Origin of the sequence: Enterobacter sp. Res13-Sevr-PEC09-46 (genome assembly GCF_015672585.1) — a bacterium.
Lineage (GTDB): Bacteria > Pseudomonadota > Gammaproteobacteria > Enterobacterales > Enterobacteriaceae > Enterobacter > Enterobacter hormaechei_C.
Map to the genome: position 1 here is coordinate 89911 of NZ_JADABR010000017.1, position 12682 is coordinate 102592.

At 57.3% G+C, this 12682-nt stretch carries 10 protein-coding genes; 4 read left to right on the forward strand and 6 right to left on the reverse strand.

What is annotated here, in order from left to right; translation table 11 throughout:
- Positions 1–3: 3 nt before the first annotated feature.
- The 4 genes from ppx to purM all read right to left on the reverse strand — a co-directional run bounded on the left by ppx (position 4) and on the right by purM (position 5509).
- Entirely contained in the window at positions 4–1542 is a 1539-nt protein-coding gene (gene ppx, locus IMQ56_RS09785) for an exopolyphosphatase (protein ID WP_196063803.1), read from the reverse strand.
- 3 nt (positions 1543–1545) lie between these two features.
- Positions 1546–3606 (reverse strand): polyphosphate kinase 1, encoded by a 2061-nt coding sequence (gene ppk1 / locus IMQ56_RS09790; RefSeq protein ID WP_017692942.1) that lies wholly within the window; start codon positions 3604–3606, stop codon positions 1546–1548.
- 227 nt (positions 3607–3833) lie between these two features.
- On the reverse strand, positions 3834–4475 hold the full coding sequence (gene purN, locus IMQ56_RS09795) for a phosphoribosylglycinamide formyltransferase (protein WP_006811493.1): 642 nt from the start codon (positions 4473–4475) through the stop codon (positions 3834–3836).
- Positions 4472–5509, reverse strand: a complete 1038-nt coding sequence (purM, locus tag IMQ56_RS09800; protein ID WP_017383509.1) for a phosphoribosylformylglycinamidine cyclo-ligase — start codon at positions 5507–5509, stop codon at positions 4472–4474. Before purM ends, purN begins: the two co-directional genes overlap by 4 nt.
- Positions 5510–5775: 266 nt before the next feature.
- On the opposite strand from purM, the gene IMQ56_RS09805 reads away from it, so the two are divergent.
- The 4 genes from IMQ56_RS09805 to IMQ56_RS09820 all read left to right on the forward strand — a co-directional run bounded on the left by IMQ56_RS09805 (position 5776) and on the right by IMQ56_RS09820 (position 10219).
- Positions 5776–7206, forward strand: coding sequence for a 6-phospho-beta-glucosidase (locus IMQ56_RS09805; protein WP_196063804.1), 1431 nt, complete (start codon positions 5776–5778; stop codon positions 7204–7206).
- Positions 7207–7422: 216 nt separating this feature from the next.
- Positions 7423–8049 (forward strand): uracil phosphoribosyltransferase, encoded by a 627-nt coding sequence (upp, locus tag IMQ56_RS09810; RefSeq protein ID WP_003860560.1) that lies wholly within the window; start codon positions 7423–7425, stop codon positions 8047–8049.
- An 82-nt stretch (positions 8050–8131) separates the two neighbouring features.
- The gene (gene uraA, locus IMQ56_RS09815; RefSeq protein WP_032673269.1) at positions 8132–9421 is read left to right on the forward strand and encodes a uracil permease; all 1290 of its coding nucleotides are present in this window, start codon (positions 8132–8134) and stop codon (positions 9419–9421) included.
- 96 nt (positions 9422–9517) lie between these two features.
- Entirely contained in the window at positions 9518–10219 is a 702-nt protein-coding gene (locus tag IMQ56_RS09820; protein ID WP_166792068.1) for a DnaA inactivator Hda, read from the forward strand.
- An 86-nt stretch (positions 10220–10305) separates the two neighbouring features.
- Here IMQ56_RS09820 and IMQ56_RS09825 read toward each other — a convergent pair whose 3' ends face one another.
- On the reverse strand, positions 10306–11724 hold the full coding sequence (locus IMQ56_RS09825) for a leucyl aminopeptidase family protein (RefSeq protein ID WP_032673268.1): 1419 nt from the start codon (positions 11722–11724) through the stop codon (positions 10306–10308).
- Positions 11724–12680 (reverse strand): N(4)-(beta-N-acetylglucosaminyl)-L-asparaginase, encoded by a 957-nt coding sequence (locus tag IMQ56_RS09830; protein ID WP_196063805.1) that lies wholly within the window; start codon positions 12678–12680, stop codon positions 11724–11726. The genes IMQ56_RS09825 and IMQ56_RS09830 overlap by 1 nt, the downstream gene beginning before the upstream one ends.
- Between the last annotated feature and the right edge of the window lie 2 nt (positions 12681–12682).

Here is a 12682-nt window from a genome sequence, read left to right on the forward strand (position 1 = left end):
CCGTTACGCTGCCGCCTCAGAACTCTCTTCTTCAATCTTCAACAGCCAGCCGGTGACCGCTTCCCAGTACTGCTGCTCTTTTTCCAGATCCAGCAGCACCAGCGCGTTCTGGCTAAACCAGTCGTGCGGGAAGCTCAGCGTCCAGTGATAGTCATCCGTTTTTAGCTTCAGCGTCGGCGGCGTGGTGGTTGCCTGTCGCTGATTATTGAGCAACACGCCCAGGCGCAACAGCTGAATGAGCGGCAGGAACTGCTTTTTCTTAAATAACGTAAAGCGCGGCAGATCGTCGAGCTTGATGGCTTTGCGGTGATAGCGCACCAGCGTCGCCATCATGGATTGCTGCTCCTGGTTGAAGCCAGGCAGATCGCTGTTTTGCAGAATATAGGCTGAATGGCGATGCATTCCGCTGTGGTTAATGTTCAGCCCCACCTCGTGCAACATGGCGGCCCATTTCAACAGCGCGGCCAGCTGCGGATGCGCCAGCTTCGGATTCTGCTCCTCCCACTGCTCGTACATCTGAACCGTGGTTTCGAGCACCCGTTTCGCCTGTTCGCGGTCGATGTTGTACTGGTTGGCCAGGCTCTGCGCGGTGCGGCTGCGAATATCCTGATGACGGAAACGGCCTTCCATCTCATACAGCACGCCTTCACGCAGGGCGCCGTCAGAGAGGCGCAACTCTTTGATCGCCAGCGCGTCAAACACGCCGCAGAGGATCGCCAGCCCCGGTACGAACACGGCTTTACGTTCGTCGGACAGACCCGGCAGATTCAGGGCGTCGAAGCTCTTATGCTTAAGCACCTCTTCGGTGAGTTTCACCAGGCGCTCAGGCGTAATAAAGCCGTCTTTTTCACCCATTGCCAGCAGCACTTCATGGGCCGCTTTAATCGAACCCGATGCGCCCAGCGCCACGTTCCAGCCCTGAATACGGTATTGCCAGGCCAGATTTTCCAGTTTTTGTACGGCGGCCATGCGCGCGCGCTGGAAGTTTTCGCGGGTGATGACGCCGCCCGGGAAATACATCTGCGCGAAGCTGACGCAGCCCATACGGCGGCTTTCCACCAGACGCGGCTCGAAATCCTCGCCAATCACCAGTTCCGTGGAACCACCGCCGATATCAATCACCAGCTTGCGGCCTTTTTCCGGCTGCGTATGCTCCACGCCCATAAAAATCAGGCGCGCTTCTTCGTTACCGGAGATGATCTCAATCGGGTAGGGGATAACCTTTTCCGCGCGCTTAAGAAACTCCGGCGCGTTCAGCGCCTGGCGTAGCGTATGCGTCCCGACGATGCAGACGCTGGACGGCGAAAAGCCTTGCAGACGTTCTGCGAACAGCGACAGACAGTTCAGCCCGCGCTCCATGGCCTCTTCGCTCAGCATGTTACGCGCGTCGAGACCATCGGCCAGATGCACACGCTGCTTCAGACGACCGATGATCTGCATCGCGCCATCCACCTCGCGGGCGATGACCATATGGAAACTGTTTGAGCCAAGATCGACCGCGGCGAACTCCTGCGGGCGTGGGGTATTATCGTTTATTGGCATAGGTTAATCGGATTGCTCAAGTGATTTAATGTAATCGTAAATCGCCAGCTGCGAGCGCACTTTACGGCGGTTGCCGCGCGGTACATAGCGATTACTGAGTTCTTTGTCGATATAACGTGCTTTCACCGTATCGCTGAACAGGATCTCGATAATGTCCAGGATACGCTGCTTCAGGCGAGGATCCAGCAGCGGTGCCGCCACTTCAATACGGTAATCAATGTTACGCGTCATCCAGTCGGCGGACGAGAGGTATACGCGCTTATCACCGGCGTTATCGAAAATATAGACGCGATCGTGTTCAAGATAGCGATCCACAATGCTGATCACGCGGATATTGTCGCTGATGCCTTCCAGTTCCGGAATGAGCGAGCACATGCCGCGAATGAGCAGATTTACCGGAACGCCGGAGCTGGAGGCCGCGTACAGGCGGTCCACCAGCCCTTTGTCCACCAGATTGTTGAGCTTCAGCGTGATGCCGGACGACAAGCCGTTCTGCGCATTGGCAATCTCTTTATCGATCATATCGTACAGCAGGCGCCGTGAGTTCTGCGGTGACACCAGCAGATAATCGAAGCTCACCGGGCGGTACGGGTTCTCAATGAAGTTGAACACCCGACGCACTTCGTTGGTGATGCGGGCATCGGCAGTCAGCAGCGAATAGTCGGTGTAGATTCTCGCGGTTTTCTCGTTAAAGTTCCCGGTACCGATATGGGCGTAGCGCACCACGTCGTCGCCCTCTTTACGGGAGATCAGGAACAGCTTGGCGTGAATTTTCAGCCCTGGCGCGGAGAAGATGACGTGTACGCCCGCTTCCGTCAGTCGGCGCGCCCAGTGGATGTTGGCCTCCTCGTCGAAGCGAGCCTGGAGCTCAACCACCACGGTCACTTTCTTGCCGTTGTGCGCCGCGTGGATCATCGCATCGATGATACGGGAATCTTTCGCCACGCGATAAATGTTGATTTTGATCGCCAGCACGTTCGGATCGAACGAGGCCTGACGCAGCAATTCCAGCACGTGTTCAAAGGTGTGATACGGATAGTAGAGCAGCACATCCCGTTCGCGGATGGCGTCGAACCCGTTGCGGAACTTATCGAACCAGATATGGCGCAGGCGCGGCAGCGGTTTGTTCACCAGATTGGCCTTGCCGACGTTCGGGAAGCCAATGAAATCTTTAAAGTTGTGGTAACGCCCACCGGGGATAATGGAGTCGTAGCGGGAGATGGTCAGCTTATCGCGCAGCATCTCCACCATCGCGTCCGGCATATCGCGTTGATAGACAAACCGCACCGGCTCCGCCGTCAGGCGCTGCTTGAGGCTGGAAGACATCAGCTCCATCAGGCTGGCCTCCATCTCATGCACCAGATCGTACTCGGCGTCACGGGTCATCTTCATCGAGTAGGCGTTGAGCGCGTCGTAATCGAAGAAGCCTTTGAAGATATCGTCCAGGCAGTAGCGCAGGATGTTATCCAGCAGGATCATCGGCTTACGCCGGCGCGGGGTTTCCGGCGGCAGGTTTACAAAGCGTGGGACTTTATCAGACGGTATTTCCAGCAACGCGTAGTTAATGGTCTCACCACGAATGATTTCTACCGCCAGATAGGTGTAATCATCTTTCAGGAACTGCACCAGATCGGTTTCACGGTTGATCAGAATCGGGGTAATGTGCTGGCGCAGATAATGTTTGAAATAGTGGCGCAGCCAGTTTTGCTGATTCGCGGAGAGCTGGCGTTCGTTGATCAGGAAGATTTGGTTGCGTGCCATTTCCAGCAGCAGCTCGTTATAGAGGCCATCAAATTCCTGATCGGCTTTCATGACGCGAGACTGGATTTTTCCAAGCAGATGCCGCGAGTGGGAGTTTAAGCCCTGTTCTTCGCTGATGATGATTCGGCGTTTCAGTTCGGCGAAGCGAACCTTGTAGAACTCATCCAGATTGTTGGAATAGATGCCTAAAAAACGCATACGTTCAATCAGCGGGTTGCTTTTATCGGCCGCTTCCTGAAGTACACGTTCGTTGAATGCTAACCAGCTTAGCTCTTTCTCGATGTATAACTTTTCCTGACCCATTACAGCTCACACTCCAGTTCAATCACAGGACGTGGTAAATCCGTCTCGTCCTTATTATGGCGAGCATTTCCACGATATGTCCAACAGTGCCAGAAAAGTATGACAGTTATTTTTTTGTTGGGGAATTTAGAGGGTTGGGGGAGGGGGGGCGGGTGGCGCTGCGCTTACCACGACCTACGGGACCGTAGGCCCGTGCAAGCGAAGCGCCGCCGGGCAATTCAAACAGACTACTCTTCAGCCGCATAACCCTGCGGGGGCAACTTCACGCCGTCCAGCCAGGCTGCGCCGTTGCGCATCTCCAGACGTCCATCGACAAACCAGCTTACCACCAGCGGATAAATGGCGTGTTCCTGCGTCTGCACTCGTTCGGTCACGTCGTCTTCGTTGTCGCCGTCAAAGACCGGTACTTTTGCCTGCAAAATCACCGGACCACCGTCCAGCTCGTCGGTGACGAAATGCACGGAGGTACCATGCTCCTCATCGCCGTTCTCCAGCACCTGACGATGGGTGTGCAGACCGGGGTATTTTGGCAGCAGGGAAGGGTGGATATTGAGCAGTCGTCCGGCGTAGTGTGCAACAAAAGCCGGGCTCAGGATGCGCATGTAGCCTGCCAGCACCACCACGTCAGGCGCGTAGGCGTCAATCTCCTGCACCAGCTCACGGTCAAAGGCTTCACGCCCGGCGAACTGGCTGGCTTCCAGCGCGTGCGCAGGAATGTTCGCTTCCCGCGCGCGCTCAAGGCCGAACGCATCGGCCTTGTTGCTGAATACTGCCCGAATGGTGCCATTGATTTTCTTCTGTTTGCAGGCGTCTATGATTGCCTGCAAATTGCTTCCGTTGCCGGAAATGAGCACCACGATGTTTTTCATTCAATGACCACACGCTGTTCGGAATCGGAAGCTTTAATCGTACCGATTTTCCACGCGTTTTCACCTTTTTCTGTCAGCAGCTTAACCGCTTTATCCGCTTCGCTGGCGGGCAGGGCGATAACCATGCCCACGCCGCAGTTAAAGGTGCGGTACATTTCGTGAGAGCTCACGTTGCCTGCGGTTTGCAGCCAGTTGAAGACGGACGGCCACTGCCATGAGGATGCGTCGATCACCGCCTGGGTGTTGTCCGGCAGCACGCGCGGAATGTTTTCCCAGAAGCCGCCGCCAGTGAGGTGAGCGATGGCGTGCACGTCAACGTTCTCAATCAGCTCCAGCACGTTTTTCACGTAGATGCGCGTCGGGGCCAGCAGGTGATCGGCCAGCGGTTTGCCGTCCAGCTCGGTGGTCAGCGGGTCGCAACCGCTCACTTCGAGGATTTTACGCACCAGAGAGTAGCCGTTGGAGTGCGGACCGCTGGAGGCCAGCGCAACCAGCACATCGCCGTCAGCCACTTTGCTGCCGTCGATAATTTCTGATTTTTCTACCACGCCGACGCAGAAGCCTGCGACGTCATAATCTTCCCCGTGATACATGCCAGGCATTTCCGCGGTTTCACCGCCGACCAGCGCACAGCCGGATTGCAGGCAGCCTTCGGCGATACCGTTAATGACGCTGGCTGCGGTATCCACGTCCAGCTTGCCGGTCGCGTAGTAATCGAGGAAGAACAGCGGCTCGGCGCCCTGTACCACCAGGTCGTTGACGCACATCGCCACCAGATCGATACCAATCGTATCGTGACGCTTAAGATCCATCGCCAGGCGCAGTTTTGTACCGACACCATCCGTACCCGAGACCAGCACAGGTTCACGATATTTTTGCGGCAGCGCGCACAGTGCGCCGAATCCACCCAGGCCACCCATCACTTCCGGGCGGCGGGTTTTTTTCACCACACCTTTGATTCGGTCAACCAGCGCATTACCTGCGTCAATATCAACACCGGCATCTTTGTAGCTGAGAGAAGTTTTGTTGGTCACGGCTTAAATCCCCACGCAATTGCATAGCTAGTAAGAAAAATCGGCGCAATTCTAACAGTCCAGGCAAACGTTTGCGAGCCTATTCTCGGCGCGGGGATCTTTTTTTCTGTGCGGGCTGTCCAGGGCAACAAACTTGACTCTGTTCACGAAAATGAAACCGGTTTCGGCGATCTGCTTGCAACGGCTATCCCCTTTGCACATCATCAAACTGAAACCGGTTTCTGTAACTGTTTTTGCAGAAAATAACGCAGAATGAGGGATAGCGAATGTCAGGATTTAAAGCAGGTTTTCTGTGGGGTGGGGCCGTTGCGGCGCACCAGCTTGAAGGCGGCTGGAAAGAGGGCGGCAAGGGCGTGAGCGTTGCCGATGTCATGACGGCAGGCGCCCACGGGGTACCGCGTGAAATCACCAACGGCGTGCTGGAGGGGAAAAATTACCCAAACCACGAAGCCATCGACTTCTATCACCGCTATAAAGAAGACATCAAACTCTTTGCCGAGATGGGGTTCAAATGCTTCCGCACCTCCATCGCCTGGACGCGTATCTTCCCGAAAGGCGACGAGCTGGAGCCGAACGAAGCGGGACTCAAATTCTATGACGATCTTTTTGACGAGTGCCTGAAGCACGGCATCGAGCCGGTGATCACGCTTTCCCACTTCGAGATGCCTTTCCACCTGGTGACGGAATACGGCGGCTGGCGCAACCGTAAGCTGATCGACTTCTTTGTTCGCTTCGCGAAGGTCGTTTTTGAGCGCTACCAGCATAAAGTGAAGTACTGGATGACCTTTAACGAGATCAATAACCAGGCCAACTTCCACGAAGACTTTGCGCCGTTTACCAACTCCGGGCTGAAATATGCGCCGGAAGAAGATCGCGAGCCGGTGATGTTCCAGGCGGCGCACTATGAGCTGGTGGCCAGTGCCCTGGCGGTGAAGGCGGGGCGCGAGATCAACCCGTCACTGCAAATCGGCTGCATGATTGCCATGTGCCCCATCTATCCGCTGACCTGTGCCCCGGACGATATGATGATGGCGATGAACGCCATGCATCGTCGCTACTGGTTCACCGACGTTCACGTGCGCGGCAAGTATCCGCAGCATCTGCTCAACTACTTTGAACGTCGCGGCTTCGCGCTGGATATCACCGAAGAAGATAAAGTGGCGCTGACGCAGGGCTGCGTGGATTACATCGGGTTCAGCTACTACATGTCTTTCGCCACCAAAGCGACGGCGGACAACCCGCAGCTGGACTACGACGAGAGCAAGAGCCTGGTCTCTAACCCGTACGTGCAGAAATCGGACTGGGGCTGGCAGATTGACCCGGTGGGGCTTCGCTACTCCCTCAACTGGTTCTGGGATCACTACCAGCTGCCGCTGTTTATCGTTGAGAACGGCTTTGGCGCGATCGACGTGCAGGAGAGCGACGGCACGGTGAACGACCAGTACCGCATCGACTACCTTTCCGCGCATATCCGCGAGATGAAAAAAGCGGTGGTGGAGGATGGCGTAGATCTGATGGGCTATACCCCGTGGGGCTGTATCGATCTGGTCTCTGCCGGCACCGGCGAGATGAAAAAACGCTACGGCTTTATCTTTGTCGATAAAGATAACGAAGGTAACGGCACGCTGAACCGCAGCAAGAAGAAATCGTTCGACTGGTATAAGCAGGTGATTGCCAGCAACGGAGAGCAGCTATAATTGCCCGGTGGCGCTGCGCTTACCGGGCCTACGGGATGTGTAGGCCGGGTAAGCGTTAGCGCCACCCGGCATAATCCCGCCCCCAAGCCGGAGCCCAGCCTCCGGTTTTTTTGTTTTTGATTGATATACGTCAAGCAAGATGGGTATGGCGCAATCCGAAAAAAGCGGTATAATCCCGCGATTTTTTTGCGGATGCCACCTCAGAGGAGAAAGAGAATGAAGATTGTGGAAGTGAAACACCCACTCGTTAAACACAAGTTGGGCCTGATGCGTGAGCATGACATCAGCACGAAGCGTTTTCGCGAACTGGCTTCTGAAGTGGGTAGCCTGCTGACCTACGAAGCGACCTCTGATCTGGAAACGGAAAAAGTGACCATCGAAGGCTGGAACGGTCCGGTACAGGTTGAGCAGATCAAAGGTAAAAAAATTACCGTGGTGCCAATCCTGCGTGCGGGTCTGGGCATGATGGAAGGCGTACTGGAGCACGTCCCAAGCGCGCGTATCAGCGTGGTGGGTATCTACCGTAACGAAGAGACGCTTGAGCCGGTCCCGTACTTCCAGAAGCTGGTCTCTAACATCGACGAGCGTATGGCGCTGGTGGTTGACCCGATGCTGGCGACCGGCGGTTCGATGATCGCCACCATCGACCTGCTGAAAAAAGCGGGATGCAGCAGCATCAAAGTGCTGGTGCTGGTTGCGGCGCCGGAAGGTATCGCGGCGCTGGAAAAAGCGCACCCGGACGTTGAACTCTATACCGCGTCTGTCGACCAGGGACTGAACGAGCACGGGTACATCATCCCGGGGCTCGGCGATGCCGGCGATAAGATTTTTGGTACTAAATAATCGAATAACGATAAAGAAGCCGACTTTGATAGTCGGCTTTTTTTTGAATAAAAACCAACAATGACACTCAGAGGAAAACACTATGACGCGCCGTGCTATCGGGGTGAGTGAAAGACCGCCGCTTTTACAGACAATCCCGCTTAGTTTGCAGCACCTGTTCGCCATGTTTGGCGCAACCGTGCTGGTGCCAATCCTGTTTCACATTAACCCGGCTACCGTGCTGCTGTTTAACGGCATCGGTACGCTACTTTACCTCTTCATCTGTAAAGGCAAAATCCCGGCCTATCTCGGGTCGAGCTTCGCGTTTATCTCCCCGGTTCTGCTGTTGCTGCCGCTGGGTTATGAGGTCGCGCTGGGCGGCTTTATCATGTGCGGCGTGCTGTTCTGCCTGGTCTCCTTCATCGTGAAGAAAGCCGGTACCGGCTGGCTGGACGTGATGTTCCCGCCTGCGGCAATGGGGGCCATCGTTGCCGTCATCGGCCTGGAGCTGGCGGGCGTGGCGGCGAACATGGCCGGGCTGCTGCCTGCGGACGGTCAGTCACCGGATTCTACAACCATTATTATTTCGCTGGTGACGCTGGGCGTGACGGTTTTCGGTTCCGTCCTCTTCCGCGGCTTTATGGCGATTATCCCGATCCTGATCGGCGTGCTGGCGGGTTACGCGCTCTCCTTCGTGATGGGCGTTGTGGATACCACCCCGATTGCCGAGGCGCACTGGTTCGCGCTGCCAACCTTCTACACCCCGCGCTTTGAATGGTTCGCCATTTTCACTATTCTGCCTGCCGCGCTGGTGGTGATTGCTGAGCACGTCGGCCACCTGGTGGTGACGGCGAACATCGTGAAGCGCGACCTGATCCGCGACCCGGGCCTGCATCGCTCCATGTTTGCCAACGGTTTCTCCACCATCATCTCTGGTTTCTTCGGCTCCACGCCAAACACGACTTACGGTGAGAATATCGGCGTAATGGCGATCACCCGCGTCTACAGCACCTGGGTTATCGGCGGCGCGGCGATCATCGCCATTCTGCTCTCCTGCGTTGGTAAACTGGCGGCGGCGATCCAGATTATCCCGGTTCCGGTGATGGGCGGCGTTTCCCTGCTGCTGTACGGGGTGATCGGTGCCTCCGGTATTCGCGTGCTGATTGAATCCAAAGTGGATTACAGCAAGGCGCAGAACCTGATCCTGACCTCCGTTATCCTGATTATCGGCGTGAGCGGCGCGAAGGTGCACATCGGCGCGGCAGAGCTGAAGGGTATGGCGCTGGCGACCATCGTCGGCGTCGGCCTGAGCCTGATTTTCAAGCTGATCTCGGTGATCCGCCCGGAAGAGGTGGTGCTGGACGCAGACGAAAGCGAAAAAGCGCCACATTGATCGTCATGCCGGGCGAAGGATCGCCCGGTTCTCTCCTTGCAGGTTCCGTGTTAAACTCCATTCCGATTTTATGTAAGATCTCTGGTTGAGGTATTTCTGAACGGACCGGCACAGCTCTCTCTGCCACTTTATCTCCCTGACGACGAAACTTTCGCGAGTTTCTGGCCGGGTGATAACCCCTCTTTACTGGCTGCACTGCAAAACGTGCTGCGCCAGGAACACAGCGGATACATCTATATCTGGTCACGCGAAGGCGCGGGACGCAGCCACCTGCTGCATGCCGCCTGTGCGGAGCTTTCGGCGCGCGGTGACGCGGTAGGCTATGTGCCGCTGGATAAACGCACCTGGTTTGTGCCTGAGGTGCTGGAGGGCATGGAACATCTTTCCCTGGTCTGCATCGATAATATCGAATGCGTGGCGGGGGACGAACCGTGGGAAATGGCGATCTTTAACCTCTACAACCGCATTCTGGAGTCGGGCAAAACCCGGCTGCTGATCACCGGCGATCGTCCGCCGCGCCAGCTCAATCTGGGGCTGCCGGATCTGGCGTCTCGTCTGGACTGGGGGCAAATCTACAAGCTGCAACCGCTGTCGGATGAAGACAAACTCCAGGCGCTTCAGCTGCGCGCTAAGCAGCGTGGGTTTGAGCTGCCGGAGGACGTGGGTCGGTTCCTGCTTAAACGCCTGGACAGGGAAATGCGCACGCTGTTTGACACGCTCGATCAGCTCGATCGCGCGTCTATTACCGCGCAGCGCAAGCTAACCATTCCGTTTGTGAAAGATATTCTTAAGCTTTGAGTTTTTTGCCCGTTGGCGCTGCGCTTACCGGGCCTACGAAAACCCGTCATACCTTGTAGGCAGGGTAAGGCGCAGCCGCCACCCGGCTAAAGATCCCCCAACAAGTGCTCCACCAGCAGCGGAATCGGCCTTCCCGACGCCACGCTTCGTCCGCTTTCACGCCACAGTGCCGTACCGCTGATGTCCAGATGGGCCCACGGAATGGTCGGCGGGCAGAAGTGATGCAGCAACCACGCCGCCGAGGCGCTGATTGCCGCATTGTTGGTCGGCGTGTTGCACAGGTCGGCGATGGCGCTGTCGGTCTGTTTTTTCAGCCGGGCGTCCAGCGGCAGGGACCACACTTCGTCACCACTGCGCTTACCCGCCAGCGTCAGCGCCGCGCGCAGCGGTTCATCTTGCGTCATTAATCCGCTCAATTCATAGCCCAGCGCTTTCACCACCGCTCCGGTTAAGGTCGCCATATCAATGATATAGTGCGCCTGCGGATGGCGCTGACTCGCCCAGGCGATAGCGTCTGCCAGCACCAGCCGGCCTTCGGCATCGGTATTGTTGATTTCAACGGTGGTGCCGTTGCAGGCCATCGCCACCGTGCCGGGCTGCATGGCGTCGGGGCCGATGGCGTTTTCCGCCAGCGCCAGCACGCCCATGATGCGCACGGGTAATTTCAGCTCCGCAACGGTCAGCATCAGCCCGAGCACGTTAGCCGCGCCGCACATGTCATATTTCATGGTGTACATGCCCGCGCCTTCCTTCAGCCACAGGCCGCCGGTGTCGAAGGTAATGCCTTTTCCCACGTAGCAGCGCACCGGGCCATCAGACACGCCGTTATAGTGAATAGCGAGCAGACGCGGTGGGCAGGTCGCCCCTTTGCCAACGGCGTGCAGTAGCCCCAGCCCCTGCTTAACAATTTGCTTTTCATCCAACACCTCGCAGCGCAGGGCAGGGCTGGCGGCACACAGTTTTTGCGCCTCTTCCACCACAAACTGCGGCGTGCAGCGGTCGGACGGCATATCCGCCAGACGTCGCGCCGCAACCATGCCGAGCGCAATGGTCTGCTGCTGGCGGAAGGTCGTCTCCAGCTTCGCCTGCTGTTCCGGCAGGCAAAGGGCAGTGATGCAGGTAAGACGCAGCGCTTCGTCCGTCTTCTTCAGCTTCAGGTCACTGAGCCTGTGCGCCTGATTAAAGAGAAAACGCAGTACCTGCGCCAGCACCACATCGTCAATATCCGTCACGTCCAGCACGAGTTCGGCGCTGGCGGGGGCGGCAAGCAGCGGTCGCAGGGCGGTGAGCAACCCTTCGGTCAGGGCGTCATGCCAGAGCGCATCCGGAAACAGGGTGATGCGGGCAAACGGCGCGCAGCCAAAGCGCGCATCCGCGACGGTGCTCTGCTGGCGCATTTCAGCGACAAGAGCGCTTTCCGGTATCAGGGAACTGTCAGCGCGCGCAATCAAATGGCTTTGCGGCTTCGCGTCTGAAAGCGCGTTGATAAACTGGTATGTGATCATCATGACTCCTCAATCGGTGCGCGGATCCGCGCGGCATAGGCCTGCATCCACTCCTCATCTACCGCGTGATAGTGCGTTTTCTCCCGCAGGCGTTCAGTACGGAAAACGGTGAGGGGCTGGCGAGCCGTCGCCACCACAAACGAGAAGGTTTTGATGTTGGTTGCGGCGCCAAATTCTCCTTTGCTGTTCATGCACACCACGGAGAGATCGCCCGCGCGACCGAAGCGCGACATCAGCTTGTCTTCCAGTTCGAACACCACCGAATCCGCCGCCTGCTGCGGCGTCATCCCTTGCGCCATCCGGCGAACGATTTCGTAGCTGGTACAGCCCTTCATCAGATCTTCACCGACGCCCGTGGCGGTGGCCGCGCCGGTTTCGCTGTCGCAGTAAAAGCCGGAGCCGATGATGGGTGAGTCACCGAGGCGACCGCGTTTTTTCATAAACAGGCCGCTGGTGGAAGTGGCGACGCTCATCGATCCCTGTTTATCGAGGCCAATGATGCCGACGGTGTCATGTCCGTCGTAGGGGCTTAACCCCTTGTCCAGCGTTTCGCGGCAGCGCTTACGGTAGTGTTGCATGGCCCGATCCGTGAGCATGGTTTTGTCGGCAAAGCCCTGGCTCAGCGCCCATTCGCGCGCGCCCTGGCCGACCAGCAGGCTGTTATAGCGCTGGCGGCTGAGCGCGTGCGCCACGCGTACCGGGTTGGCGATATCCACCAGATTGCCCACGGCGCCGAACGCCAGCGTGTCGCCGTCCATATAGGCCGCGTCCAGCTCTACCTCGCCGTTCTCGGTCGGCAGCCCGCCGTAGCCGACGGATTTATAAAACGGAAAGTCCTCCACGGCGGCGACGGCATCGACTACCGCCGCAGCGACCGGTTTCCCGGCCGCCAGGGCAGACGCAGATTCCGTTATCCCTTCAAGCGCCATTCGCCAGGTTGCGATAATTCCCCACATGC